Source organism: Roseomonas sp. E05 (assembly GCF_030063475.1).
Classification (GTDB): Bacteria; Pseudomonadota; Alphaproteobacteria; order Acetobacterales; family Acetobacteraceae; genus Pseudoroseomonas.
The window spans coordinates 26,336-51,767 of record NZ_JASIRT010000001.1 but is presented as its reverse complement, the minus strand read 5'-3'; the positions used below and the strand labels follow the sequence as shown (position 1 = coordinate 51,767).

Genomic DNA, 25,432 nt, shown 5'->3' with positions numbered 1-25,432 from the left:
GGCGATTTCGTGGTGTTTGCCCCGCGCTGCGCGGGGCCGCCATGCTGATCCCTCAGGCCGGGCTTCCCGGCAGGCCGTCGCCTCCCCGGCGGCGGGGCCTGGAGCAGAACCTCCGAGGGCGCGCCGGCCTCAGGCCGGCAGCAGCGGGCGGGGGTCCAGCGCCGTGGTGAACCAGTAGAGGCCGAGATGCAGGTGTGGCCCGGTGACGCGGCCTGTCGCGCCGGTCTCGCCGAGATGCTGGCCGCGGGCGAGCATCGCGCCTTCCGCCACATCCATGCGGGAGAGATGGGCATAGAGGCTGACCAGCCCATGGCCATGGTCCAGCAGCACCGTATTGCCGGTGAAGTAGAGGTTGTCTGCCAGCAGCACGCGCCCGCCCCCCATGGCGGCGCAGGGCGTGCCGGTGGGAACGGCGACGTCGAGGCCGAGATGCGGTGCGCGGGGCTCGCCGTTCAGGATGCGCTGGCTGCCATAGACGCCACTGATCCGCCCGCGCGCCGGCCAGTCGAAGCCCTCGGCGAAATGGGGCAGGGGGCTGTCCAGCCGGCGCAGCGCGTTCAGCCGCGCCCGCTCCGCCTTGATGCGGGCGAGCTGCTTCGCATCCGGCGTGACCATCTTCGGCGGCAGGCCGGTCAGGCGCTGGATGTCCCATTCGCGCCGTGCGATGGCGAGGCGGCGCGTCTCCGCCCGCCCGTCCGGCGCATGGACGGCAAGCTGCGCCTCGGGCGCCGCATCCCGCCCGAAGCCCAGGGCGAAGCGCCCCTCGGCTCCGACGCTGATCGCCCGGCCATCGAGGGTGACGCGGCTGCCCGGCGGCACCCGCCCCACCGAGAAGCCACCCTGGGCGAGCCCATCCGCCGCCAGCTCCAGCAGCGGGGCAGCCATGGCGGCGGTCGCCGTCTCCCGCCCGGCGGCGCAGGCGCCGAGCAGCAGGGCAGGCGCTCCCAGGATCAGGCGGCGGCCAATCATCATCCGGTCCCTCATGGTCAGAGCAGCGAGCCCTGGGCGGGGGGCGTGCGCCGGCCCTTGGGCGGTGTGCCGCCGGGCGTCTTGCCGTCGGCGGTCACGTCCAGGCTGCCATCCTGCAGCGTCACGCTCAGCCTGGCGCCGGGCGCGACATCGGCGGCGTGCGTCACCGGCTCGCCGGCCTCGTCGCGCAGCAGGGCGAAGCCGCGCGCCAGCACGCCCTGGTAGGAGGCCCCCTCCAGCCGGGCGGTGAGCCCCTGCAGGCGCAGCCGAGCCTCGCGCAGCCGCCCCGCGACGCGGGCGCCGGGATCGGGAAGGCGGTGCAGCGCGGTCTGGCGGCGGTCGAGCATCCGCTGCAGCGCCGCCCCGGCGCGGGCGGCAAGCAGGTCGAGCGTGTGCCGGTGGCCGGCCAGCGTCTCGCGCGGATGCGGCAGGCGGTGGGCGATGGCGTCCAGCGCGGCGCGCTTGCGGGTGAGCAGCGCGCGCGGGGCAAGGGCGAGGCGCTCGGCGCGGTCGTCCAGCCGCTGCCGCGCGGCGCCGACCAGACCGGGCAGGTCCGGCATCCGCCCCTCGACGCGGGAGAGCCGCAGCCGGGCGCGGTCCAGCGCGCCCTGGCCGCTGGCGAGCAGCCGGGCGGCGGTCTGCGCCAGCCCGGCCAGCAGCTCGGCCCGCGCCGGCACCGCCAGCTCGGCGGCGGCGGTCGGGGTCGGCGCGCGGCGGTCGGAGGCGAAGTCGATCAGCGTGGTGTCCGTCTCGTGCCCGACCGCCGAGATCAGCGGGATCGGGCAGGCGGCGGCGGCGCGGACGACGATCTCCTCGTTGAAGGCCATCAGGTCCTCCAGGCTGCCGCCGCCGCGCGCGACGATCAGCACGTCCGGGCGGGGGATGCCGCGCGGCAGGCGGGAGAAGCCCTCGATGGCGGCGGCGATCTGCTCCGCCGCGCCCTGGCCCTGCACCGGCACCGGCCAGAGCAGCACCGAACGGGGGAAGCGCCGGGCGATGGTGGTGCGGATGTCCTGGATCACCGCGCCCTTCTCGGAGGAGACCACGCCGATGACGCGCGGCAGCAGCGGCAGGGGGCGCTTGCGCGCCTCGTCGAACAGCCCCTCGGCGCCGAGCTTCTTGCGCAGCGCCTCGACGCGGGCCAGCAGCGCGCCCTCGCCGGCATATTCCATCCGGTCGACGATGAGCTGGTAGTCCGAGCGCTCGCCATAGGTGGAAACCTTGCCGGTGGCGATCACCTCCACCCCGTTCTCCGGCCGCAGCGAGAGGCGCGGCACGGCATAGCGCCAGATGATGGCGCGGATCTTCGCGCCCTCGTCCTTCAGGGCGAAGTAGATATGGCCGGAGGGATAGGCCTTCAGCTCGGTGATCTCGCCGCGCACCCGCACCCGGCCGAACTCGGATTCCAGCGTGCGCTTGATGGCGCCGCTGATCTCCGAGACGGTGAATTCCGGCGTGTTGCTGGGGGGGGCTTCGGGAAGCGTATCCATCGGGCGCCATTATGCGGCGCGCCGCGCCCTGTGGCGAGGGCGAGCGGCCCCTATGGCTCGGTGAGCGGCGCGTAGCCGGAGGGGACGCGGAAGCGCGCCGGGTCCTGGGCGCCGTAGCGCACCTCCGTCGCCACGTAGAGGGTCACGGCGTCCTCGCCCTCGCCCTCGCGCAGCCGCAGCGGCACGCCGTCGGCGGTGATGCAGGCATGGCGCGCCTCCTCGTCGGTGCTCTCGCCCGCCGGCTCGATCCGCCAGAGCGTGCAGGGCTGGCCGGCGACGCGGTCGGTGCCCTCGCGCCTCACCTTGTCCCCGGACCGGACGGGCAGGATGTCCTGTGTCATGACCTCGGCCACCTTCCCGAGATCGTGATAGGTGCGCTCCTCATCGATCACGGCGGTCACCTCGCCGCCCCGGGTATCGATCAGATGGGTCACGCGGCTGAGCAGGCCCTGCCCCTCGGTGCGGATGCGCCCTTCGGAGGCCAGGAAGGCCACGCTCTCCACCGTCGGCGGGCTGGGGTCCACCTCATAGCTGACCACGGCGTCGCGCGTCGGCATGGCAGGCGGGCGGTCCTTCGCCAGGGCAGCGCCGGTGGTGCCGGCGGCCAGCGCGAGGGCGGCAAGGAGCCTTTGCAGAGGGATGCGCATGGAGCGGTTTCCAGTGGGGGGCGCGCTTGTCGCGCGGCTGTGACACGGGGTCAATCGAGGCAGGCGGTGTACTTCCGGCGTGCTCTCCGGCGGAATGGGGCCGGCGGGCCGCCGGCTGCGGCGCCAAGGGGAGAAGGGAGGGTGGGAATGCGGCGGAGGGCATGGCTCGCGGCGGGGCTGGCGGTGGGGTGGGCGGTGGGACTGGCGGGCTGTGCCGCGCCGCAGGAAGCGCCGGCGGAGCCGGCGCCGGCGCGCCCGTCCGGGCAGACGGAGCGGGACCGGGCAGCGGAGCTGGCCTGCATCCGCCGCGGCCGCGCGGCAGAGGTGAGCCAGCCCTGGCTGGGCGCGACCAACCCGCGGGCGGCGGTGATCGGCGCCCGGGTGCGCAACGACTGCCTCGACGCCTACCGGCGCAGCGGCATCCTGCCCGCACCCTGAGGCGTGCCCGGCCGGCCCCAGGCCTTGCGCCGGCGTCCCCAACACGCGGGGGAGGGCGGCTCAGTCCCTGCCGCGGCGGCAAAGATGTCCTCGTCCGCGCCTCCTGAGGCCTGCTGGCGGGCTGCCCCGCCCGAGCGGCTGAGGCAGATTGCGCGCCGCGCCGACACCGGCCTGGGCCGGAGCGGTCCTGCGTTACCGGAGCGGGCTGCGCTACCCTGGCGTCTGAGCGCAGCGTCATGCGCGGCGATGGGCTGACGCGCGCGCTGCGCTGTGCTAGCGCGCGGCCGGACTTCGCGCGAGGAGGGTGGCAGGTCATGAAGGTGTTGCTGGTCGGCGGCGGCGGCCGTGAGCATGCGCTGGCCTGGGCGCTCGCCGGCTCCGGGCTGCTGGGCAAGCTGTGGTGCGCCCCTGGCAATGCCGGCATCGCCGAACTGGCCGAATGCGTGCCGATCGGCGCCGAGGACGTGCCGGCGCTGGTGGCCTTCGCGAAGGACAAGGCGGTGGACCTGGTGGTGGTCGGGCCGGAGGCGCCGCTGACGCTGGGGCTCGCCGATGCCTGCGCCGCCGCCGGCATCCGCTGCTTCGGCCCGAGCGCGGCGGCGGCACGGCTGGAAGGCAGCAAGGCCTTCACCCGCGAGGTGACCAGCGCCGCCGGCGTGCCGGGCGCCGAATGGGCGCAGTTCACCGATCCCGCCGCGGCGCGCGACTATGTCCGGCGCAAGGGCACGCCCATCGTGGTGAAGGCGGATGGCCTCGCCGCCGGCAAGGGCGTGGTGGTGGCCGGGACGGCGGCGGAGGCCGAGGCCGCCATCAGCGAGATCATGGAAGACCGCGTGCATGGCGCGGCCGGCGCCTCGGTGCTGATCGAGGAATGCCTGTTCGGGCAGGAAGTCTCCTTCTTCGCGCTCTGCGACGGCACCATGGCGCTGCCGATGGCCGCGGCGCAGGACCACAAGCGCGTGGGCGAGGGCGATCTCGGCCCGAACACCGGCGGCATGGGCGCCTATTCCCCGCCGCCGGCCTTCACGCCGGAGATCGAGGCCGAGGTGATGGCGCGCATCATCCGCCCCACGCTGGCGGAGATGGCGCGGCGCGGCACCCCCTTCCGCGGCGTGCTCTTCGCCGGGCTGATGCTGACCGATTCCGGCCCGCGCCTGATCGAGTTCAACGTCCGCTTCGGTGATCCCGAGTGCCAGGTGCTGATGCTGCGGCTGCAGTCCGACCTGCTGGCGGCGCTGCTCGCCGCCTGCGACGGGGAGCTGGAGCGGTTCGCGCTGCGCTGGTCGCCGGAGGCGGCGCTGGTGGTGGTGATGGCGGCGCGCGGCTATCCCGGCGCCTATGCCAAGGGCACCCGCATCGAGGGCGTGGAGGCGGCGGCGGCGGTGCCGGGGGCGCATGTGTTCCATGCCGGCACCACGCGCGGGCCGGATGGCGCGCTGCTCGCCGCGGGTGGCCGGGTGCTGGGCATCGCCGCCACCGGCCCGACTTTGCGCGCCGCGCATGACGCCGCCTATGACGCGGTGGACCAGCTGAAGTGGCCGGACGGCTTCTGCCGCCGTGACATCGGCTGGCGGGCGCTGTGACGCCTTAACCCGCCGTTCAGCATGCCCCGCCAGAATGGCACCAGGGGCGGCCTGAGGGGCTGGCCATGCCGCCAGACAACGGCGCGGCTGGCCACCCGGGTTTCGCCCCGGCCCGCGGCGGAGGCATGGGATGATGGGGTACTTGCGCCACCGGGCGGTCACGGATGCACTCGCTCTGCTGGCGCTGGGCGTATTCGCTGGTCTGCTGGCCACCTGGCTCGATGCTTTCGAGCACCTCGTCGCCTTTCTGGCGCATCATGAGGAGATCGAGGCCGACGAGCTGCTCGCCGCCGTGGTGCTGACGGGCTGGTGCGGTTTCATCTATGCCCTGCGCCGCCTGTCCGACCTGCGGCGGGAAAGCCGGCGCCGCCGCCAGGCGGAGGGCGACGCCGACTGGATGGCCAGTCACGACCCGCTGACGCGCCTGCCCAACCGCCACTTCCTGGCGAAGCTGATGGAGCAGCGCGAAGCCCGCTACCGCAGCGCCGAGCCCCGCACCGGCGTGCTGCGGATCGACCTGGCGGGCTTCAAGCAGGTGAACGACGCGCTCGGCCACCTCGCCGGGGACGGGCTGCTGGCCGAGACGGCCGAGCGGCTGCGCGCCGCCTTCCCGGACACCACCGTCCTGCGCGTCGGTGGCAACGAGTTCATGGTGATCATGGAGGAGGCGCTGCCCTGGACGCTGCCATGGAGCGCCCAGCGCGCCCTCAAGGCCGTCCGTGGCACCGTGAAGGAGGCCGGGGAGGAGATCGAGATCGGGGTACGCGTCGGGGCGGCCGCGGTGCCCGAGCACGGCCCCACCCTGCGCGAGGTGCTGCGCGGCGCCGATGTGGCCCTGCAGGCGGCACGGCAGGGAAACCGCAACGAGATCCGCATCTTCGATCCCGCCATGCGGGCGCAGATGCAGGCCCGCGCCTGGCTCGACCGCGCGCTGCCGGCCGCGGTGCAGAGTGGCGCCATCCGGCCCTACTATCAGCCGGTCGTCGATCTCGCCGGTGGCCATGTCGCCGGCTTCGAGGCGCTGGCCCGCTGGCGTGCGCCCGATGGCCGCTTCGTCCCGCCCGACCAGTTCATCGCCGCCGCCGAGCGCTGCGGCCTGATCGGAACGCTGAGCGAGCACCTGCTGCGGCAGGTCTGCGAGGATGCGGCGGGCTGGCCGGCGCCGGTCTGGGTGGCCTTCAACCTCTCGCCTCTGCAACTGGCCGATTCGCTGCTCGCGCGCCGCATCATCGCCGCCGCGCGGGAGGCCACGCTGCCGGCGCAGCGGCTGGAGGTCGAGATCACCGAAAGCGCCCTGATCCAGGAGCCGGAAGTGGCGCAGCGCGTGATCGATGAGCTGCGGGGCGCCGGCATCCGCGTCGCCCTGGACGATTTCGGCACCGGTTACTCCAGCCTGGCGCTGCTCTCCCGCTTCTCCTTCGACAAGATCAAGATCGACCGCTCCTTCATCCGCTCCTTCCGGGGTGACGAGAAGCAGATGAAGATCGTCCGCTCCATCCTCGGTCTGGGGCTCGGCCTGGGCACCGCCATCACGGCGGAGGGGATCGAGGAGGCCGGGCAGCAGCGGCTTCTGCGGGAACTGGGCTGCCAGTACGGTCAGGGCTATCTGTTCGGCGCCGCCATGCCGTGCCCGGAGGCCGCGAGCCTGCTGGCGCGGAACCAGCCGGAGCGGAAGCAGCCCGCCGCCTGAGGCGGCGGGCCGACGCGGCCTGGAGCAGATCCCGTTCCGATGGCATCATCGGAATGGGTGAAGATGCTCTTAAAAACAAACAGTTGGAGCGTTTTCCGTGAGCCGGAGCGAACGGAAAATGCTCTAGCGGCCGGACAGCCGGCGCTGCAGCGCCTGCCGCACCTCCGTCGCCGTATAGGGCTTGCCGACCACCTCCGCGCTGCGGAAGCGGTCCGGGAAGGCATTGGTCTCGCCATAGCCGGTGGCGAAGATGAAGGGGATGCCCCGGGCCGTCAGCGCATCCGCCACGGGAAAGCTGCTTTCACGGCCGAGATTGACATCCAGCAGCGCGATCTGCGGCGGAGCGTGCTCCAGCAGCCGCAGGGCGGCCTGCACGCTGCTCGCCACGTCCACCTCCGTCGCGCCCATGCGGCGGAGCTGGTCCTCGGCATCCATCGCGATCAGCAGGTTGTCCTCGACCAGCAGCACCCGGCCGGAAAGCGCGAAAATGTCCTCCTGTGGAGCCTCCGGCCGGGCGGAGGACAGTTCCGGCATCCGGCCGCCCCCCTCGCCGCGGTGGACGCAGTCGGCCGGCAGCAGGAAGCGGGCCTCCATGCCGGAGAGCTTGTAGTGCAGCTCGGCCTCACCCTTCAGGTCGTGCGGCAGGGCGCGCTCGACGATGGTGGTGCCGAAGCCCTGGCGCATCGGCGGCTTCACCGGGGGGCCGCCCTCCTCGATCCAGTGGATCTCCAGGTCCGCGTTGCCGGTGAAGTCCCAGCGCACGCTCACGCGCCCGCTCCGGTCGCACAGCGCCCCGTACTTGGCGGCATTGGTCATCATCTCGTGGATGACGAGCGCCAGGGTGGTATAGGCGCCCGGCTCCAGCAGCACCGGCGGGCCGGAGAGGCGCAGCCGGTCGGTCTGGCCGTTCAGGTAGGCCTCCGCCTCGGCGCGGATCAGCTCGTCCAGCGGCGCCGGGCGCCAGCGGTCGGTGGTGATCTGGTCATGCGCACGGGCGAGGGCCTGGATGCGCCCGCCCACCATCTCGGCGAACTCGTCCACCGTGGCGGCATGGCCGCGGCTCTGCGTCACCAGGCCGCGGATCAGGCCGAGGATGTTGCGCACGCGGTGGTTCAGCTCGGCGATCAGGATCTCCTGCCGCTCCTGCGCCGCCTGCCGCTCGCGCTCCGCGAGGTCGGTGAGCTGCAGCACCACCTCCAGCAGCGTCACCCGCAGGCGCTCGGCCATCAGCAGGTCGCTCTCGGCCCAGGGGCGGCTCTGGCCCTCGACCGTCTCCTGCCAGGCGGCGAAGCTCTTGCGCGGGGTCAGCCGCGCGCCGTTGGGGCCGAGCGCCACCGGCTTGTGCGGGTCGCCCGCCCAGGTGACGGAATGCGTCACGGCGCGGCGGAAGAAGACGAGATAGTCGCGCGGAGTACGGGAGAGGGGGATGGCCAGCAGCCCCGCCGTGCGCTCGGCGAACTCGCTTGCCGGCGGGTACATCTCGCCCAGCCGGTGGGTGGCGTAGATCGTGCCCGAGGCCGTCCGGTTCAGGAAGCGGACCAGGCCGGAGAACTCCTCGATGGTCGGCGCATGGCCGCGCATCGCGGTGCCGCGTTTGCTCCATAGGCCGATGCCGTCGCAGGGGATCACCTCGGAGAGCAGCTCCAGGAACTCGGTGAGCGACTGGCTGCCCGGCCGCATGGCGCCCAGCGCCGCCATCAGCTGCTGGTGCACCCGGTTGGCCTCGGCCTCGCGCGCCTGGTCGGCCTCGCGCTCGCGGCTCTCCAGCACCAGCGAGAACACCTGCCCGAACAGCTCGGCGGCGGTGCGGCGCTCGAAGGAGACGCGCAGCGGCTCATTGTGGTGGCAGGCGATCAGCCCCCAGAGCCGCCCCTTGCGCAGCACCGAGACCGACATGGAGGCCTGCACGCCCATGTTGCGCAGGTACTCGATATGGATCGGCGAGACGCTGCGCAGCACGCTGAGCGAGAGGTCGAGCGGCTGCCGGCGGGCATCGAGCAGCGGCAGCACCGGCACCGGCGGCGCCTCGGTGTCGCCGATCAGGCGCAGCCAGGTGCGTTCGTAGAGCTTCCGTGCCTGCCGCGGGATGTCGGAGGCCGGGAAGTGCAGCCCCATGAAGGAGGGCAGGAAGCTCGCCGCCGATTCGGCGATCACCTCGCCCGCGCCGCCATGGTCGAAGCGGTAGAGCATGACGCGGTTGAAGCCGGTGAGGCCGCGGATCTGCCGCACCGCCTCGCGGCAGATGCCCTCGAAGCCCTCCGCCTGGTGCAGGCGGGAGAGCATGCCGCGCACGGTGTTGCCGGCTTCCAGCGCGTCCTCCAGGTCGGAGGGCTCGCCTTCCAGCACGATCAGGTCGTCCGAGAGATGGATGGCGAGGTCGTAGGGGATGCCGCCTTCACACAGTGCGACGCCGAACAGCCGCTCCACCGCATTGGCGCCGCGCAGCAGGTGCAGCCGCCCGCCGATCTGGTGCATCGCCTCGCGGCTCAGCAGCGCCGTGAGGGATTCGCCCAGCAGGGTTTCCGTGCTCCGGCTCAGGTGCTCGCCGGCATTGGCCGAGGCCCGCCGCACGATCCAGTCCGTCGAGACCGCGACCAGGAAGCCGATCGGCTGGATGGTCCCGAGGAGATGGATGGGCTCGCGGTCGCAATTGGTCAGATCAACGCCAGCGGGCAGCGCCAGTTCGCCGAGATCATCATGCATGCAGGGGAGCCATCCTTTCTCGGTGCATGGCCATCAGGAAACAGTCGAAGGCAAGGCGCGCGCCGGCGGTGGCCTCGGCCCAGTGGGTGGGTTCCGGCAGGGCCTGTTCCAGGCGGCCGAGGAAACCGGGCCAGCCTTCCGGGCCGGGCATATGCGAGAGATAGGCGGTTGCGCTGACATTCGCGAGGGCTGATGCGTTTTGGATGATGCGAAGAAGCATGGCGTTACCGAGCCGGGAGCCTTCCAGAACATAGGCGGCGCCCAGCGCGGCAGGCCCGGAGGGAAGTGTCACGCGCCCGGCCGGCGGCAAGGCGGCGCCCAGCCGCGCCAGGTCCGCCTCCAGCGCCGTGCGGCGCCGGCGCTGCGGCCAGTCCGGCACCATCTGCTCCAGTCCGGCGGCATCGCAGGCCGCTTCCAGCGCGGGCAGGGCGCGCGCATGGGCGCGGAGGAAGCTGCGGTAGCCCGCCCGGCTGCGCAGGTCGAAGCCCTGGCCGAGCCGGTCGGCCTCCGCGTGCAGGTCCTGGGTCGCCGTGCGCAGGTGCCAGCGCAGGCCAGCCTTGCGGGCGGTCGGGGAAGTCGTCGTCATATCCGCTGCATTCTCGCCCAGCGCCGGCATCGGCACAGCGCCTGACCGTGGGAGGCCGATCAATCTTCCGGTATGGCCCCGCCGGTCAAGGGCGCGCCGGCGCGGCGCGTGCGCCCGGGGACAGGATGGTTGCGCCGCCCCGGCCGGATGCGCCACATCTGGCAGCGGTCACGGGCCTTCAGAAGCCCGTGCGCAGAGAGGATTCTGACGATGAGCCTACTGACCCGTCGCGCTGCCCTGGCCCTGGCGGCCGGTGCGCTGGCGACCCCCGCCCTGGCGACCTCCGCCTTGGCGCAGAGCGGCTTTCCCAGCCGCCCCATCCGCATGATCGTGCCCTGGGCCGCCGGCGGCACCACGGACGTGCAGATGCGCGCCTTCTGCGAGGCCGCCGCCCGCCATCTCGGCCAGCCCGTGATCGTGGAGAACCGGGCCGGGGCCGGGGGCGTGCTGGGCCCGCAGGCGCTGGTGAACGAGAAGCCGGATGGCTACACCCTGTCGCAGATGCCGATCAGCGTGTTCCGCTATCCGCAGATGGTGGACAAGCCGCCCTTCAACACGCTGCGGGACTTCACCTGGGTCAGCCACCTGACCGGCTACCTGTTCGGCGTGGTGGTGCGCGCCGACGCGCCCTGGAAGAGCTTCGACGAGTTCCTGGCCGCCGCCAGGCAGAAGCCGGGCAGCATCAACTACGGCACGCCGGGCGTCGGCACCTCGCTGCACCTGACGATGGAGCAGATCGCCGGGCAGCGCGGCATCGAGTGGACGCATGTGCCCTTCCGCGGCTTCTCCGAGAACGTGACGGCGCTGCTCGGCGGCCAGATCCACGCGCTGGCCGACAGCTCCGGCTGGGCCGAGATGGTGAAGGATGGCCGGCTGCGCCTGCTGGTCACCTGGGGGCCGGAGCGGGCGAAGCGCTTCCCCGAGACGCCGAACCTCAAGGAGCTTGGCATCGACATCGTCTCCACCTCGCCCTACGGCGTCGCCGGGCCGAAGGGAATGGACCCGGCCGTGGTGCGCGTGCTCGACGAGGCCTTCAGGAAGGCGGTGAACGACCCGCAGCATATCGCCATCCTCGACCGCTACGACATGCCGGTGATCTACATGGGGCCGGAGGAGTACAAGGCCTTTGCCGAGCGCACCTGGAGCGAGGAGAAGGCGATGATCGACCGGCTCAACCTGCGCATCTGAGGCGCGCCGCGCGGGGCTTGGCAGTGCGGTGGAACGGGCGCATCTGAGCCCTTCCGCCCATGACCGAGGAAACCCGCCGATGGACCTGCCATCCTCCGCCTCGTCCGGCCCTTCTTCCGCCGAGGCTTCCTGGCGCCCGGCCGGCGGGCGCAGGACCGCGCTGGTGCTGCAGGGCGGCGGGGCGCTGGGCGCCTACCAGGCCGGGGTCTACGAGGCGCTGGCCGAGGCGGGGCTGGGGCTGGACTGGATCGCCGGCGTCTCCATCGGCGCGGTGAACGGCGCGCTGATCGCCGGCAATGCGCCGGAGCACCGGATCAGCGCGCTGCGCACCTTCTGGGAGCGCATTACCAACGAGCGCATCTGGGGCGCCCTGCCGGATGGCGACCTGTTCCGCCAGTGGCGGCACGAGGCCTCGGCGCTGCTCACCATGATGCAGGGCCAGCCCGGATTCTTCGCGCCGAACATGCCGAACCCCTGGTTCTCGCTGCCCGGCGCGAAGACCGCGACCGCCTTCTACAGCAGCGAGCCGCTGCGGCGGACGCTGCGCGAGCTGGTGGACTTCGACCGGCTGAACGACGGGCGCATCCGCTTCTCGGTCGGCGCGGTCAACGTCGCCACCGGCAACTTCGCCTATTTCGACAGCGCCCATATGCGCATCACCGAGGACCACATCATGGCCTCCGGCGCGCTGCCGCCCTCGCTGCCGATGGTGCGGGTCGGCACCGACTATTTCTGGGATGGCGGCCTCGTCTCCAACACGCCGTTGCAGCACCTGCTGGAGAACATCGGGGACAGCAACACGCTGGCCTTCCAGGTGGACCTGTTCAGCGCGCGCGGGCTGGTGCCGCGCTCGATGCCGGCGGTGCTCTCGCGCGAGAAGGACATCCGCTACAGCAGCCGCACCCGTGTCGTCACCGACTTCTACCGCCGCATCCGGGCGCTGGAGATGGAGCTGAAGCGCGCGCTGGAGCAGCTCCCCGAGGACCGGCTCGACGCCGAGCAGAAGAAGACCCGGCAGCGGCTGGAGCGGCTGCCGGAGGTGGTCATCCTGCACCTGATCTATCAGCAGCAGGTGCATGAAGGGCAGGCGAAGGACTACGAGTTCTCCACCACCGCCATGCGCGACCATTGGCGCAGCGGCCTGGAGGATACCCGCGCCACCCTGCTGCACGGCAACTGGCTGGCCATGCCGCCGCCGGGCAGCGGCATCCAGGTGCATGACGTGCACCGGGCCTGAAACAAGGTCGGGGGAATGAATTCCCCCAAACCCCCTTCTTCTTTTTGCCAGTTTGGCTCCGCCTCACCGCAAGCGCCGGAGACTTGAAGAAAGAAGATGGGGGTCTGGGGGAATTCCTTCCCCCAGACTTTTTTTATCGCTCCGCCGGCGGGTCCCAGGCGCGGATCGGCGGCAGGTTGCCGGTGAACTTCTCCACGTCGAGCGTTGTGAGCTGCCCCGTGCAGCCCTGCGCCAGCCGCGAGGTGCCGACATCGCGCGTCAGCACGTTCGGGTTGCCGTGCACGCAGAGCGGGTTGTCCTCCGCCGGGTCGGCGGGGTCGTACCAGGCACCGGTCGAGAGCTGCACCACGCCGGGGCTGACCGCCTCGCTGAGTGATGCCGAGGCCAGGCAGGCGCCGCGCGCGTTGAACAGCCGCACGATATCGCCCTCGGCGATGCCGCGCGCCTTGGCGTCCCGCGGGTGGATGCGCATCACCTCGCGCCCGCGCCGCTTGGCCTCCGCGCTGGTGCCGCCGAAGTCGAGCTGGCTGTGCAGCCGCGTCCCGGGTTGGTTGGCCACCAGCCACAGCGGGTTCTCCGCGCGCGGCACGTCCTGCGGCGCCAGCCAGGCCGGGTGGCCGGGGCAGTCGTCATAGCCGAAGCCGGCGATGGTCTCGGAGAAGATCTCCACCTTGCCGGAGGGCGTGGAGAGCGACTCGCCCTCCGGGTCCTTGTGGAAGGCGCGCAGCGGGCCGCCATCGTCCGGGTTCTGGGGGAGGGCCAGCTCGCCCATGGCCCAGAACTCCTCGAAGGAGGGGGCGGGGTCGCCGCGCTCGGCCAGGGCGGCGCGGGTGCGCTCGTAGAGGTGGCGCAGCCAGCCACGCGCGTCCCGCCCCTCGGTGAATTCCGCCCCCTTGCCCAGGCGTTCGGCGAGGTCGGCGAAGATGCTGTAGTCGTCGCGCGCCTCGGCATAGGGCTCGGCCAGCCGGTGCATGGCGATCAGCAGCGGGTCGGTGGTCTGGCCGCCGATATCCTCGCGCTCCAGCGTCATGGTGCAGGGGAGGACGATGTCGGCATGCTTGGCGGTGGCGGTCCAGGCGGTCTCGTGCACCACCAGCGTGTCCACCTGCGCGAAGGCACGGCGCAGCCGGGCGAGGTCCTGGTGGTGGTGGAAGGGGTTGCCGCCGGCCCAGTAGACCAGCCGGATGTCGGGATAGGTCAGCGTCTGGCCATTGTAGTCGAAGGGCTGGCCGGGGTTCAGCAACAGGTCGCTGATGCGCGCGACGGGGATGAAGTCCGGCACGCCGTTGCGGCCCTGCGGCAGCGAGGCGACCGGCACCGCGTTGAAGCGCTTGCCGTAGTGGGCGATGGAGCCCAGCGCGTAGTTGTAGCCGCCGCCGGGCAGGCCGAGCTGGCCCAGCATCGCCGCCAGCACGATCGCCATCCACACGGGCTGCTCGCCATGCTCGGCGCGCTGCAGGGAATGCGCCATGCTGATCAGCGTGCGCGTCTTCGCTGCGTCGCGCGCGAGCTGGGCGATGGTTTCGGCGGGGATGTCGCAGAGGGCGCTGGCCCAGGCGGCGTCCTTTGGCTGGCCGTCGGTCCGGCCCATCAGATAGGGCTCGAACTTCTCCCAGCCCACGCAGTGGGTGGCCAGGAAGGCGCGGTCATGCAGCCCCTCGGCCACCAGCGTATGCGCCATGCCCAGCATCATCGCCGTGTCGGTGCCGGGGGTGATGGTGATCCACTCGGCGCGGGCCTCCTCCGGCAGGTCGTCGCGCAGCGGGCCGATCAGCACGAAGCGGCAGCCGCGCTCGGCGGCGGCTTTCATGGAGCCGCGCTCGATGTGGCGGCTGACGCCGCCGCTCGCCACCGCGCTGTTCTTCACCGCCATGCCGCCGAAGGAGAGGCAGAGGCCGGTATGCTCGACGATCTGCTCCCAGGTGACGTTGTGCTTCGTCATCTCCTCGTAGTTGCCGAGGATATGCGGGATGATCACCGCCGAGGCGCCGGCGCTGTAGCTGTTGACCGAGCGGACATAGCCGCCGAGCGCGAGGTTGAGGAAGCGGTGCACCTGGCTCTGGGCATGGTGGAACCGCCCGGCGGAGGACCAGCCATAGGAGCCGCCGAAGATGGCGCGCGGCCCGTGCGCGTCGCGCACCCGCGCCAGTTCGCCGGCGAGCAGGTCCAGCGCCTTCTCCCAGGAGACGGCGACGAATTCGTCCCTTCCGCGCGCGCTGTCCGGGCCGGGCCCGCGCTCCAGCCAGCCGCGCCGGACCATCGGCCGGGCGATGCGCGCCTTGTGGCGCAGGGCGGCGGCGAAGTTGCCGAGGATGGGTGAGGGGTCCGGATCGGCGGGATGCGGCTCGACCACCAGCGTGTCGCCCCGCCATCCGGCCCGGAACGCACCCCAGTGCGAGGAATGGGGCTTCAGCGCCCCCGCATCCATCGGCTTCGCCATGTCCATCCTTCCTGCGGTGAAACCGGCACTCTGCGGCCGAAGCGCGCCGCTGTCACGCACCGCCACTCGCTTTCCGGGCGCCGGGCCTGTATCGGCAACCCCAGCGGCCGGGCGGCATTCAGCCGACAGACGGAAGGAGGGCGTAAGTGGCACTGCTGCTGAACATCCTGTGGAACGTGCCGGGCCTGGGCTTCATCCCGGCGCTGCTGTGGCTGCTGGCGGCGGGGATCATGGCGATCACCGTGATCGGTCTGCCCTGGGCACGCGCCTGCCTGATGATGGCCAGCTACAGCTTCGCCCCCTTCGGCCGCCGCCTCGTCTCCACCGAGGACCTGAACGGCTTCGGCACCATCGGCTCCGGCCCGCTCGGCTGGCTGGCCAACCTGATCTGGTTCCTGCTGGCGGGCCTCTGGCTCTGCATCGCGCACCTCACCCTGGCGGTGAGCACCGCCGTCACCATCATCGGACTGCCCTTCGCCTGGGCGCATCTGAAGCTCGCGGCCGCCTCGCTCTTCCCGGTCGGCAAGCGGGTGGTGCCGAATTCGGTGGCGGACGCGGCCGAGCTCGGCCGTGGCCGGACGGCCGGGGAGCGGGGGCGGCGCGACTGACGGCGCGGCCCCGGTGAGCGACCCCGACATCCTGGTCATCGGCGCCGGCGCGGCGGGCATTGCCGCGGCGCGGGCCGTGCTGGCCGCCGGACGCAGCGTGCAGGTGCTGGAGGCGCGCGACCGCCCCGGCGGCCGCGCCTGGACCGACACCGCCACGCTCGACGCTCCCTTCGACCTGGGCGCCACCTGGCTGCACCAGGCCGGGGAGAACCCGCTGACCGCGCTGGCGGCGAAGGCGGAGCCCTTCGACCATGACGCCGTGCGCCGCCATGTCTGCCTCCTCGACGGCCGGCGCGCCACCGCGGCGGAGATGGCGGCCTATGACGCCGCCTATGCCGCCTTCCATCCCCGCCTGGAGGCCGCTCTGGCGGCAGCGCCGCCCGAGGCCACCGCCGCCGACTATGCCCCGCGCGGCGGCTTCTGGGACGCCACGGTGGCGCACTGGGAGGGGCCGGTGATCGCCGCCGCGCCGCTCGCCGCGATGGACCTGCGGGATTTCCTGGCCACGCAGCTCGGCGGCCCCAACCTGCTGCTGCCCGGCGGCATCGGCGCGCTGCTCGCCGGCCTCGCCGCCGGCCTGCCCATTGCCTATGGCGCCGTGGCGGAGCGGCTGCGCTGGGGCGAAGCCGGGGGCGTGGTGGCCGAGGGCGGCTTCGGCCGGATCGCGGCGCGGGCGGCCATCGTCACCCTGCCCACCGCCGTGCTGGCCGCTGGCGGGCTGCGCTTCGAGCCGGCCCTGCCCGCCGGGACGGAGCAGGCCATCCATGACCTGCCGCTCGGTCTGCTGACCAAGCTCGGCCTGCGCGCCGCCGGCGATGACCGGCTGGACCTGGAGCCCTTCACCGGCCTGGAACGGCACGTCGCGCGGGAGGAGGAGGAGGCGATGACCTTCATCGCCTGGCCCTTCGGGCGGGACCACCTGATGGGCTTTGTCGGCGGCGGCGCGGCCTGGGCGCTGGCCGAGGAAGGGGAGGCGGCGCTCGCCGACTTCGCCTTCGCCGAGCTGCGCCGTGCCTATGGGGCCCGCGCGGACCGCGCCCTGCGCCGGGAGGGGGTGCTGGCCAGCCACTGGGGCACCGACCCTTTCGCGCGGGGCGCCTATTCCTACGCCCGGCCCGGCCGCGCGATGGCGCGGCGCATGCTGGCGGCGCCTCTGGCGGAAGGGCGGCTCTGCTTCGCCGGCGAGGCCTGCCATCCACGCTTCGCCGGCACGGTCGGCGGTGCCTGGGAGACGGGCGAGGCGGCAGCCCGCAGCGCCCTCGAAGCCCTGCCATGAACGGAGGGTTGATGGACGAGGGGTTAAAGTTGCGCCATCGCTGCCCAGATGCAGCCTCCGATGAGTGAGACGGTGGAACAGGCGGGCTTTGACCGGCAGGACGAGACGCTGCGCCTGCGCGGCGCGCTGGTGACGCGGCAGGTCGGCCCGATCTGGGAGGCGGTGGAGAAGGCCGCGCGCGGTGCACGGCGGGTGGACCTCTCCGGCGTCTCCAGCCTGGACACCACGGGCGCCGCCCTGGTGCTGCGCAGCGCCGCGCTGGCCGGGGATGTGGCGGTCGAGGGCGCCAGCAAGCCGGTGGCGGCGGTGATGGAGCGCGCCCGCGCCGCTCTGGCCGCGCCGCGCCCCGCCGCCGGTGAGAGCCGGCTGTCCTTCGTCGCCTCGATCGGCGCCTGGGGCGTCGGCCTGCTGAGCCGGCTGCTCGTCTCCACCGGCTTCATCGGCGAGACGGCGGTGATGGGCGCCGCCGTGCTGCGCCACCCCCGCCGCCTGCGCTTCAACGACCTGCTGCGCCACCTCGACGAGGCCGGGCTGCGCGCCTTCCCGCTGACCCTGCTGCTCGGCACGCTGATCGGCGTCATCCTGGCCTTCCAGTCCTCCATCCCGATGCGGCAGTTCGGCGCCGAGATCTACATCCCGCCGCTGGTCGGCATCTCGCTGGTGCGCGAGCTGGGGCCGCTGGTGGCCGCCATCATCCTGGCCGGCCGCACCGGCTCCGCCTTCGCCGCCGAACTCGGCACCATGACGGTGAACGAGGAGATCGACGCGCTGCGCATCATGGGGGTGGACCCCATGGCCATGCTGGTGCTGCCGCGCCTCGTCGCGGCGATGCTGGTGATGCCGGTGCTCAGCCTGCTGATGGACCTCTCCGGCCTGCTCGGCATGGGCGTGGTGATGGGCACGCTGGGCTTCCCGCCGGCGCTGGTGATCAACCAGCTGCAGCAATGGCTGACGCTGGGCGGGCTGGTCGGGGGCCTGGGCAAGTCGGTGGTCTTCGGCCTGGCGATCGCCGGCATCGGCTGCCGCTCCGGCCTCTCCGCCGGGCGCGGGCCGCGCGCCGTGGGCGACGCCGCGACCGGGGCGGTGGTCGGCGGCATCGTCGCGACCGTGGTGCTGGACGGGCTCTTCGCCGTGCTGTTCTACCGGCTGGGCTGGTGATGGCGGAGGCCCCGGAGATGGCCGACATCCACCGCACCCGGGTCGAGAACCCGGTGGTGGAGGCGCATGGCCTCGCCATGGCCTTCGGCAGCAATGTCCTGTTCCGCGACGTCACCTTCCAGGTGGCGGGCGGCGAGGTCTTCGTCATCCTGGGCGGCTCGGGCTGCGGCAAGTCCACCCTGCTGAAGCTGCTGATCGGCCTCTACCGGCCGAGCGAGGGCGAGATCCACATCCTCGGCGAGGACATGGAGGCGGCGCAGGGCGCGGCGCGGCGGCAACTGCTCTCGCGCATCGGCGTCATGTGGCAGTCCGGCGCGCTGTTCGGCTCGATGACCCTGCTGGAGAACGTGATGCTGCCGCTGGAGGAGCACACCCGCCTGCCGCGCAGCGCGCGGGAGGAGGTGGCGCGGCTCAAGCTCGGGCTTGTCGGCCTGTCGGATGCCGCCAACCGCCTGCCGGCGGAGATCTCCGGCGGCATGGCCAAGCGCGCCGGCATCGCCCGCGCCATGGCGCTCGACCCGCCGGTGCTGTTCCTCGACGAGCCCTCGGCGGGGCTGGACCCGATCACCTCCGCCGGGCTCGACCAGCTCATCAAGGACCTGGCGCGCGACCTCGGCACCACTTTTGTGGTGGTGACCCACGAATTGCAGAGCATCCTGGCCATCGGCGACCGCTGCATCATGCTGGACAAGCAGGCCAAGGGCATGATCGCCGAGGGCGACCCGCGGCGCTTACGCGACCACGCGACGCACCCCACGGTGCGCGCCTTCTTCCGCCGGGAGGCGACCTGAACCATGGCGACATCCCGCAGCCTCTATGTGCGCGTCGGCGCGCTGATCCTGGTGGGCCTCGGCCTCGGCCTCGGCTTCCTGCTGTTCCTCAGCGGCGGCGGCTTCGGGCGCCAGAGCATGATCTTCGAGACCTATCTGCGCGAGAGCGTCACCGGGCTGGAGGTGGGCGCCCCGGTGCGCTACCGCGGCGTGCAGGTCGGGCAGGTCAGCCAGGTCGGCCTGGTCAATGCCGAATACCCGCCGACCAACCGCAACGCCGCCATGGAGGCCTTCCAGCTGGTGCTGGTGCGCCTCGCGCTCGATACCGAGAAGGCCACCATGGACGACCCGGCGCAGGTGAAGCAGGCGGTGACGCGCGGCCTGCGTGCCCGTCTCGCCACCCAGGGCATCACCGGCGTCGCCTATATCGAGCTGGACTTCGTCAGCCCCGAGCGCTTCCCGGAGCGGGACCTGCCCTGGACGCCGGCCTATCCGGTGATCCCCTCCATCCCCTCCACCGTGGCACAGGTGCAGAATGCGGCGGAGGCGATCCTCGCCCGCATTCAGCAGGCTCCCCTGGAGGAGCTGCTGACCGACGTGACGGCGGTGGTCTCCGCCGTGCGTGGCCAGGTGGAGGACGGCGACCTTGCCCACACCTTCACCGAGGCCGCCGCCACGCTGGGCGCCCTGCGCCAGGCGGTGACGCAGTCCGACATCCCGGCCATGGTGGCGGAGCTGCGCGGCGCCGCGGCTGATCTGCGCGCCCTGCTGGGCAGCGCCGAGGCGAAGGCGGCGCTGGCCAGCGCGCGCACCGCCGCGGACGAGCTGCGCGAGAGCCTGAGCCGCCTGCCCGCCGTGATCAGCGCGCTGGAGCAGACCGCCCGCTCCGCCCGCAACACCACCCAGAGCACCACCGCGGACCTGGTGCCGCTGCTGCGCGACCTGCGCGCCACGGTCAGCAACCTGCGCGACACGACCGAGGCGCTGCGCCGCGCCCCGGGCCAGGTGCTGTTCGGCGCGCCGCCGCCGCCCAACCGCTGATCCCCTGAAGGGAAGTTCCATGCGCCGCCGCCTGCTCCTGCTCACCCTTCCGACGCTCGCCGCCTGCTCGGTGCTGCCCGAATACCCCTATGTCGAGGTCAAGCGCTTCCCGCTCACGGCGCGCCGCGAGGCGCCGCCGGCGCGGGGCGGGCATGGGCGGGTGCTGCTGGTGCGGCTGATGCGCGCCTCGCCGGCGCTCGACACCCGCGGGCTGCGCAGCCTGCGCGCCGACGGTACCGAGTCGGTGGACTTCTACGCCGAGTGGACGGCGCCCCCGGCCGAACTGGCGGAGGAGGCGCTGCGCCGCTGGCTGACCGCTTCCGGCCTGTTCTCCGCGGTGATCACGCCGGGCAGCCGGGCGCAGGCCGACCTGGTGCTGGAGACGGAACTGACCACCTTGCTCGCCGATCTCGGCCGCGGCGAGGCGCGGGTGGGACTTTCCGCCGTGCTGCTGCGCGAGAGCGGCAACAACACGCGGATCCTGACGCAGCTTTCCCTCACCGGCACGGCGCCCCTGCCGCCGGCGCGCCCGCTGCCGCCGGAGGCCGCCGCCGCCGCGATGAACACCGCCTTCGCCGACGCGCTGACGCAGCTCGAAAGCCAGCTTGCCCGCTTCGCCTGAACCGGCGGGCGCCGTTGCGGCGCGTTTACCAAATACCAACCTCTGTCCCGGTAATCTCAAAAAATAGAACACTGAGACGGTTGGAACGCCGCATGAGACATTCGGGACAGGGACGGCGCATCGCGGGTGGAGGCGCTCATGCCCCCCGCTGAGGCCGCTGATCCGTGGAGCGAGGTGTGGGACGCCTACGAGGCGCGGCAGGCAGGCTTGCGCCCACCGCCAGCGCTGTTGCCACCTGCGCCGCGGCGATCGGAGGCGGTGGCACGGCCGGCGCCGCGCCGGCGCCGACGGCTGATGGCGCTCGCCGCCTGCCTGGCCTTTGGCCTGGCAGGCTTCTCCGGCCCGGCCCGGCCGCTGCTCGGCATGGCGGGGCTGGCGCTCTGGCCGGACGTGCCCGCGCTGCTGGGTGGGCTGGACCTGCCCTCCAACCTGCCGGCGCCTTCGCTCACGCTGCCGCCAATGCCGCCGCTGCAGGCCATCGGTGGCCGGGAGGCGGAGCGCTATCTCGCCAGCCTGGCGGGGGAGGTGACGGAGGGCTGGCGCGACCCCGAGGCCCTGCGCCGCATGATGCTGGCGCGGCAGGGCCTGCCGCCGGTTCGCAATGCCGCGCTGCGGCCGCTGGAGGCGGTGCGCAGGCTGCGCCCGCTGGGCTGGGGGGCGGTGCGGCTGGAAATCGGCCCGGCGCAGGGGCCGGGCGGCCTCGGGCTGGACCTCGCCTGGGAGGCCGGCGGCTGGCGGGTGACCCGCCTGCAGTTGCTCGACCCGCCGGACGGCCAGGTCTGAAAGGGGGGGAGGGGCGCATCGCCCCTCCCGGGCCACTCAGAAGCGGTAGCGCACCGCTGCACCGACGATCCAGGGATCGAGATCCGCCCGCGCGCCGATGGCGCCGCTGTTCACCGAGACGTCGGGCCGCAGGAACAGCTTCTTCACGTCGAAATTGACGCCCCAGTGCGGCGTGATCTCGTAGTCCACGCCGGCGTTCAGCGCCCAGCCCCAGGAGTTCTCGACATCCACCTTGCTGACCGGGGCGGTGCGGCTGCCGCCCTCGCTGTAAAAGACGGTGTAGTTCACGCCGACGCCGACATAGGGGCTGAAGCGGGACTGCGGCAGCGGATGGAACTGCAGCGTCAGGGTCGGCGGCAGCGCCCAGACGCTGCCCAGATCGACATCACCCAGCGCCGAGCCCTTCACCTTCACGTCGTGATGGCTGGTGGCGGCGATCAGGTTCAGCGAGAGCTGTGGCGTCAGGAAGTAGGTGAGGTCGAGCTGCGGGGTCACGGTGTCGGAGGCGGAGGGCTTGCCGCCAATGGCGTCCACCCGCCCGCCATCTTCCGGCAGCACGCCGATCAGGCCGAAGCCAAGGACCAGATCTCCGGCCTGCTTGCCGCGTACGGCGTCCTGGGCCTGGGCGGGCGCCGCCAGCAGGGCGGCGCCCATGGCGGCAGCGGCAAGCGCCCCGCAGAGTGTCTTCTTCACGACCAACCTCATCATTCCAGGCGGCGCGAGCACCGCCGGAGGTGAAGCTAGGCCGTTGCGCTGAGCGCGGCTTTGATCTGCGTCATACCGTGCACGGACTTGTCAGTCGGCGGTGATGCCCGCCGTCTGGATCACCTTCCGCCAACGTTCGATCTCGGCGCGCTGGAACTTGCCGTATTCCTCCGGGCTGTTGGCCACCACCGTCATGCCGATCTGCTCCAGGCGCGGCCGCACCTCCGGATGGCGCAGCGCCTCGGCGGCGGCGGCATGCACCCGCTGCAGCAGCTCGGGCGCCATCCCGGCCGGTGCCATCAGCGCCTGCCAGCTGGTGATGACGAAGTCGTCGAGCCCCGCCTCGGCCGCGGTGGGCACATCGGGCAGCACCGGGTGCCGCTTCGCGTCGGTGACCATCAGCGCGCGCAGCCGGCCGCCCTCGATATGGCCGGCAACGGTGCCGAGGTTCTGGAAGGACATCTGCACATTGCCGGCGATCAGGTCGGTCGCCGCCGCGGCGCCGCCGCGATAGGGCACATGCGCCACGTCCACCCCGGTGCGCTGCTTGAACAGCTCGGTCGTCATCTGGTCCGAGGAGCCGACGCCGCTGGTGGAATAGGAGGCCTTGCCGGGATTGGCCTTCAGCCAGGCGACCAGTTCGGCGGTGGTCTTCACCGGCACCTTCTCCGGGTTCACCACCAGCACGTTCGGCATGCTGACGGCGAGGGTGATGGGGGTGAAGTCCTTCACCGGGTCGTAGCCGAGGTCGGGCCGCAGCGCCGCGTTGATGGCATAGACGCCGATCGAGCCGATCATCAGCGTGTGCCCGTCCGGCTCGGCGCGGGCGAGCAGGCGGCCCGCCACCTCGCCATTGGCGCCGGCGCGGTTCTCGGCCACGACCGGCTGGCCGATGGTCTGGCTCATGCGGTTGGCGACGGCGCGGGCGACGATGTCGCTCGGGCCGCCGGCGACGAAGGGCACCAGCATGGTGACCGGCCGATTCGGCCAGGCGCCCTGGGCACGGGCGGTGCGGAGGGCAGGAAGGGCCAGCGTGGCCCCGGTCAGCGATGCGCCCAGCAGCGTACGGCGATGCATGGAGGTTCCTCAGGGTTGTTCTTGTCTGACAACGTGACATGGGACGGCAGCACTTGCCAATGGGCGAGGTGGCTTGTCGCCCGCCGGGCGCGACGATAAGCCGCCTGCAGATAGCAGGATGACCTCATGGCGACGGACCTCGACATCGCCCGCGCGGCGAAGCTCCTTCCGATCGGTGAGATCGCCGCCCGCGCGGGAATCCCCGACGAGGCGCTGGAGCCCTATGGCCGCTACAAGGCCAAGATCAACCTGGACTTCGTGACGGCGCAGCGGGACCGGCCGCAAGGGGCGTTGGTCCTGGTGACGGGCATCAGCCCGACCGCCGCCGGCGAGGGCAAGACCACCACCACCATCGGCCTCGGCGACGCGCTGAACGCGCTCGGCACCCGCACCATGATCTGCCTGCGCGAGCCCTCGCTCGGGCCATGCTTCGGGGTGAAGGGCGGCGCGACGGGGGGTGGGCGGGCGCAGGTGGCGCCGATGGAGGAGATCAACCTCCACTTCACCGGCGACTTCCACGCCATCACCGCGGCCAACAACCTGCTCGCCGCGATGGTGGACAACCACCTCTATTGGGGCAACGAGCTGGGCCTCGATGCGCGCCGCATTTCCTGGCGCCGCGCGGTGGACATGAACGACCGCGCGCTGCGATCGATCACCGCCGCGCTGGGCGGCGTGGCCAACGGCTTCCCGCGCGAGGACGGCTTCGACATCACCGTGGCCTCCGAGGTGATGGCGGTGTTCTGCCTGGCGCGCGACCTCGACGACCTGCGCGCGCGGCTCGGCCGCATCATCGTCGGCCAGACGCGGGACGGGCGCAGCATCACCGCGCACGACCTGAAGGCGGATGGCGCCATGGCGGCGCTGCTGCGCGAGGCCTTCGCGCCCAACCTGGTGCAGACGCTGGAAGGCTCGCCCGCGCTGGTGCATGGCGGGCCCTTCGCCAATATCGCGCATGGCTGCAACAGCGTGATGGCGACCCAGCTCGGCCTGCGGATGGCCGAGATGGTGGTGACCGAAGCCGGCTTCGGCGCCGACCTCGGCGCCGAGAAGTTCCTCGACATCAAGTGCCGCGCCGCCGGCCTGGCACCCTCGGCCTGCGTCGTCGTCGCCACGGTGCGGGCGCTGAAGATGCATGGCGGCGTGGCGAAATCGGCGCTCGGCACCGAGGATGTCGCGGCGGTGCGGCGCGGCATCGCCAACCTGGCGCGGCACGTGCAGAACATGCAGAAGTTCGGCCTGCCCGTGGTGGTGGCGATGAACCGCTTCACCAGCGACACCGAGGCCGAGATCGACGCGGTGAAGCAGGCGATGGCGAAGCTCGGCACCGAGGCCATCCTCTGCACCCATTGGGGCGAGGGGGCGGCCGGCGCGGCCGATCTCGCGCGCGCCGTGCAGGCGCTGGTCGCCGGCGGCTCGGCGCGCTTCGAGCCGCTCTACTCCGACCATCTCTCGCTCGCCGGCAAGATCGAGACGGTGGCGCGCGAGATCTACCATGCCGGCGGCGTCGTCATCCCGCCGCCAGTGGCGGCGAAGCTGCGGCGTTTCGAGGAGCAGGGCTTCGGCCATGTGCCGGTCTGCATTGCCAAGACGCAGTATTCCTTCAGCGCCGATCCGGCCCTGATGGGCGCACCGGAGGGCCATGTGCTGCCGCTGCGCGAGGCGCGGCTCTCGGCAGGGGCGGGCTTCGTCGTCGCCATCGCCGGCGACATCATGACCATGCCCGGCCTGCCACGCCGCCCCGCGGCGGAGGGCATCGGGCTCGATGCCGAGGGGCGCATCGAGGGCCTGTTCTGAGCCGAGGCGCGCGCGCCGGGTGACGGCGGGAAGGGCCGGCGGAGCGCCATCCGCCGGCCCTTCTCCGTCGCTCCGGCGCTGTGGGCGACTCGTCCCGAGCGCCACTGCAAGCAAAGGCTTCGCAGTAAGGCCGGATTACCGCTACATGGCACTCTCAAGGTCGTTCCGGAGAGCTCGCCCTGGCGCCTGCATCCCAATTTCGCGCGGCCACCGCATGGCAGCGGGCTGGTGGCGCCAGCGGTGGCTTACGCTGCGGTGAGCGCCGGACGGCCCGGCAGCCGGGCGCGGTCGTGTCATGCCGCCCGCGTTCCGTTGGGACTGTGTTCCGGTTGAGCCCCGCGGTTCAGGAAGCGTTAGCCGTTCCAGGCCAGATTGCCTGCTGTCGCGACACGCGGCGCCCGGCGGTGATGGTCCCATCCGGCAGCCGGACCCCCTGGGCGCGGCCGTGGCCGCAGGAGGCAAGGAGAAGGGCCCTCATGCTCTGAATGCTGATTCGCCTGAGCCGCTCCATGGCCGCCACCCCGGAAGAAGGTTGGGCGGCTCCTGCGAGCATCCCTGGCCGTTCCCCACCGCCGCGCCGCGGCGCTGTGGACCGGCTTCCCCAAGCGGGCGCCGGCGCGTGCC

The 25,432-nt window shown here is 72.4% G+C and carries 21 protein-coding genes; 13 read left to right on the top strand and 8 right to left on the bottom strand.

The window, feature by feature from the left end:
• Positions 1-129 precede the first annotated feature (129 nt).
• The 3 genes from QMO56_RS00270 to QMO56_RS00260 are packed head-to-tail and all read right to left on the bottom strand — an operon-like array spanning position 130 to position 3,106.
• Positions 130-972, bottom strand: coding sequence for a M23 family metallopeptidase (locus tag QMO56_RS00270; RefSeq protein WP_283523011.1), 843 nt, complete (start codon positions 970-972; stop codon positions 130-132).
• A gap of 14 nt (positions 973-986) precedes the next feature.
• Complete coding sequence (xseA, locus tag QMO56_RS00265) at positions 987-2,459, bottom strand: exodeoxyribonuclease VII large subunit (RefSeq protein WP_283523010.1); 1,473 nt, start codon at positions 2,457-2,459, stop codon at positions 987-989.
• Between the two features lie 50 nt (positions 2,460-2,509).
• Positions 2,510-3,106, bottom strand: coding sequence for a hypothetical protein (locus QMO56_RS00260; protein ID WP_283523009.1), 597 nt, complete (start codon positions 3,104-3,106; stop codon positions 2,510-2,512).
• A 147-nt stretch (positions 3,107-3,253) separates the two neighbouring features.
• Between QMO56_RS00260 and QMO56_RS00255 the strand changes: the two genes are divergently transcribed.
• The 3 genes from QMO56_RS00255 (at position 3,254) to QMO56_RS00245 (ending at position 6,817) form a co-directional block, all read left to right on the top strand.
• The gene (locus QMO56_RS00255; protein WP_283523008.1) at positions 3,254-3,544 is read left to right on the top strand and encodes a hypothetical protein; all 291 of its coding nucleotides are present in this window, start codon (positions 3,254-3,256) and stop codon (positions 3,542-3,544) included.
• Between the two features lie 314 nt (positions 3,545-3,858).
• Entirely contained in the window at positions 3,859-5,127 is a 1,269-nt protein-coding gene (gene purD / locus QMO56_RS00250; RefSeq protein WP_283523007.1) for a phosphoribosylamine--glycine ligase, read from the top strand.
• Between the two features lie 130 nt (positions 5,128-5,257).
• On the top strand, positions 5,258-6,817 hold the full coding sequence (locus QMO56_RS00245; RefSeq protein ID WP_283523006.1) for a bifunctional diguanylate cyclase/phosphodiesterase: 1,560 nt from the start codon (positions 5,258-5,260) through the stop codon (positions 6,815-6,817).
• Between the two features lie 123 nt (positions 6,818-6,940).
• Here the strand turns inward: QMO56_RS00245 and QMO56_RS00240 are convergent, their stop codons facing one another.
• Positions 6,941-9,520, bottom strand: a complete 2,580-nt coding sequence (locus QMO56_RS00240; protein WP_283523005.1) for an HWE histidine kinase domain-containing protein — start codon at positions 9,518-9,520, stop codon at positions 6,941-6,943.
• Positions 9,513-10,106 carry a biliverdin-producing heme oxygenase gene (locus QMO56_RS00235; protein WP_283523004.1) on the bottom strand — a complete coding sequence of 198 codons (594 nt, stop codon included), beginning with the start codon at positions 10,104-10,106 and terminating at the stop codon, positions 9,513-9,515. The genes QMO56_RS00240 and QMO56_RS00235 overlap by 8 nt, the downstream gene beginning before the upstream one ends.
• A 210-nt stretch (positions 10,107-10,316) precedes the next feature.
• Between QMO56_RS00235 and QMO56_RS00230 the strand changes: the two genes are divergently transcribed.
• Together QMO56_RS00230 and QMO56_RS00225 are read left to right on the top strand one after the other, a co-directional pair.
• The gene (locus QMO56_RS00230; protein ID WP_283523003.1) at positions 10,317-11,294 is read left to right on the top strand and encodes a tripartite tricarboxylate transporter substrate binding protein; all 978 of its coding nucleotides are present in this window, start codon (positions 10,317-10,319) and stop codon (positions 11,292-11,294) included.
• Between the two features lie 79 nt (positions 11,295-11,373).
• Complete coding sequence (locus QMO56_RS00225) at positions 11,374-12,531, top strand: patatin-like phospholipase family protein (RefSeq protein WP_283523002.1); 1,158 nt, start codon at positions 11,374-11,376, stop codon at positions 12,529-12,531.
• Between the two features lie 133 nt (positions 12,532-12,664).
• Here the strand turns inward: QMO56_RS00225 and QMO56_RS00220 are convergent, their stop codons facing one another.
• A complete protein-coding gene (locus QMO56_RS00220) occupies positions 12,665-14,971 on the bottom strand; it encodes a molybdopterin guanine dinucleotide-containing S/N-oxide reductase (protein ID WP_283523001.1) in 2,307 nt (768 codons plus the stop codon).
• Positions 14,972-15,117: 146 nt separating this feature from the next.
• On the opposite strand from QMO56_RS00220, the gene QMO56_RS00215 reads away from it, so the two are divergent.
• The 7 genes from QMO56_RS00215 (at position 15,118) to QMO56_RS00185 (ending at position 21,229) form a co-directional block, all read left to right on the top strand.
• The gene (locus tag QMO56_RS00215; protein WP_283523000.1) at positions 15,118-15,579 is read left to right on the top strand and encodes a YccF domain-containing protein; all 462 of its coding nucleotides are present in this window, start codon (positions 15,118-15,120) and stop codon (positions 15,577-15,579) included.
• A 13-nt stretch (positions 15,580-15,592) separates the two neighbouring features.
• Positions 15,593-16,855: an FAD-dependent oxidoreductase gene (locus QMO56_RS00210; RefSeq protein ID WP_283522999.1), complete on the top strand. Its 1,263-nt coding sequence runs from the start codon at positions 15,593-15,595 to the stop codon at positions 16,853-16,855.
• A 60-nt stretch (positions 16,856-16,915) separates the two neighbouring features.
• Positions 16,916-18,013, top strand: a complete 1,098-nt coding sequence (locus QMO56_RS00205; protein ID WP_283522998.1) for an ABC transporter permease — start codon at positions 16,916-16,918, stop codon at positions 18,011-18,013.
• A gap of 17 nt (positions 18,014-18,030) precedes the next feature.
• Positions 18,031-18,804: an ABC transporter ATP-binding protein gene (locus QMO56_RS00200; RefSeq protein ID WP_283522997.1), complete on the top strand. Its 774-nt coding sequence runs from the start codon at positions 18,031-18,033 to the stop codon at positions 18,802-18,804.
• A 3-nt stretch (positions 18,805-18,807) separates the two neighbouring features.
• Positions 18,808-19,824 carry an MlaD family protein gene (locus tag QMO56_RS00195; protein WP_283522996.1) on the top strand — a complete coding sequence of 339 codons (1,017 nt, stop codon included), beginning with the start codon at positions 18,808-18,810 and terminating at the stop codon, positions 19,822-19,824.
• 19 nt (positions 19,825-19,843) lie between these two features.
• Entirely contained in the window at positions 19,844-20,446 is a 603-nt protein-coding gene (locus tag QMO56_RS00190; RefSeq protein ID WP_283522995.1) for an ABC-type transport auxiliary lipoprotein family protein, read from the top strand.
• Positions 20,447-20,584: 138 nt separating this feature from the next.
• Complete coding sequence (locus tag QMO56_RS00185; RefSeq protein WP_283522994.1) at positions 20,585-21,229, top strand: hypothetical protein; 645 nt, start codon at positions 20,585-20,587, stop codon at positions 21,227-21,229.
• A gap of 36 nt (positions 21,230-21,265) precedes the next feature.
• Here QMO56_RS00185 and QMO56_RS00180 read toward each other — a convergent pair whose 3' ends face one another.
• The gene (locus tag QMO56_RS00180) at positions 21,266-21,922 is read right to left on the bottom strand and encodes an OmpW family protein (RefSeq protein ID WP_283522993.1); all 657 of its coding nucleotides are present in this window, start codon (positions 21,920-21,922) and stop codon (positions 21,266-21,268) included.
• A gap of 102 nt (positions 21,923-22,024) precedes the next feature.
• Entirely contained in the window at positions 22,025-23,011 is a 987-nt protein-coding gene (locus QMO56_RS00175; RefSeq protein ID WP_283522992.1) for a tripartite tricarboxylate transporter substrate binding protein, read from the bottom strand.
• A 126-nt stretch (positions 23,012-23,137) separates the two neighbouring features.
• Here QMO56_RS00175 and QMO56_RS00170 point away from each other — a divergent pair, with 126 nt between their 5' ends.
• On the top strand, positions 23,138-24,808 hold the full coding sequence (locus QMO56_RS00170) for a formate--tetrahydrofolate ligase (protein WP_283522991.1): 1,671 nt from the start codon (positions 23,138-23,140) through the stop codon (positions 24,806-24,808).
• The last annotated feature ends 624 nt before the right edge of the window (positions 24,809-25,432 follow it).

Bases quoted from the DNA above. Each gene is read 5' to 3' on its own strand.
- QMO56_RS00270 (WP_283523011.1), bottom strand. From the start codon at position 972: ATGATGATTGGCCGCCGCCTGATCCTGGGAGCGCCTGCCCTGCTGCTC.
- xseA (WP_283523010.1), bottom strand. From the start codon at position 2,459: ATGGATACGCTTCCCGAAGCCCCCCCCAGCAACACGCCGGAATTCACC.
- QMO56_RS00260 (WP_283523009.1), bottom strand. From the start codon at position 3,106: ATGCGCATCCCTCTGCAAAGGCTCCTTGCCGCCCTCGCGCTGGCCGCC.
- QMO56_RS00255 (WP_283523008.1), top strand. From the start codon at position 3,254: ATGCGGCGGAGGGCATGGCTCGCGGCGGGGCTGGCGGTGGGGTGGGCG.
- purD (WP_283523007.1), top strand. From the start codon at position 3,859: ATGAAGGTGTTGCTGGTCGGCGGCGGCGGCCGTGAGCATGCGCTGGCC.
- QMO56_RS00245 (WP_283523006.1), top strand. From the start codon at position 5,258: ATGATGGGGTACTTGCGCCACCGGGCGGTCACGGATGCACTCGCTCTG.
- QMO56_RS00240 (WP_283523005.1), bottom strand. From the start codon at position 9,520: ATGCATGATGATCTCGGCGAACTGGCGCTGCCCGCTGGCGTTGATCTG.
- QMO56_RS00235 (WP_283523004.1), bottom strand. From the start codon at position 10,106: ATGACGACGACTTCCCCGACCGCCCGCAAGGCTGGCCTGCGCTGGCAC.
- QMO56_RS00230 (WP_283523003.1), top strand. From the start codon at position 10,317: ATGAGCCTACTGACCCGTCGCGCTGCCCTGGCCCTGGCGGCCGGTGCG.
- QMO56_RS00225 (WP_283523002.1), top strand. From the start codon at position 11,374: ATGGACCTGCCATCCTCCGCCTCGTCCGGCCCTTCTTCCGCCGAGGCT.
- QMO56_RS00220 (WP_283523001.1), bottom strand. From the start codon at position 14,971: ATGGCGAAGCCGATGGATGCGGGGGCGCTGAAGCCCCATTCCTCGCAC.
- QMO56_RS00205 (WP_283522998.1), top strand. From the start codon at position 16,916: ATGAGTGAGACGGTGGAACAGGCGGGCTTTGACCGGCAGGACGAGACG.
- QMO56_RS00200 (WP_283522997.1), top strand. From the start codon at position 18,031: ATGGCCGACATCCACCGCACCCGGGTCGAGAACCCGGTGGTGGAGGCG.
- QMO56_RS00195 (WP_283522996.1), top strand. From the start codon at position 18,808: ATGGCGACATCCCGCAGCCTCTATGTGCGCGTCGGCGCGCTGATCCTG.
- QMO56_RS00190 (WP_283522995.1), top strand. From the start codon at position 19,844: ATGCGCCGCCGCCTGCTCCTGCTCACCCTTCCGACGCTCGCCGCCTGC.
- QMO56_RS00185 (WP_283522994.1), top strand. From the start codon at position 20,585: ATGCCCCCCGCTGAGGCCGCTGATCCGTGGAGCGAGGTGTGGGACGCC.
- QMO56_RS00175 (WP_283522992.1), bottom strand. From the start codon at position 23,011: ATGCATCGCCGTACGCTGCTGGGCGCATCGCTGACCGGGGCCACGCTG.
- QMO56_RS00170 (WP_283522991.1), top strand. From the start codon at position 23,138: ATGGCGACGGACCTCGACATCGCCCGCGCGGCGAAGCTCCTTCCGATC.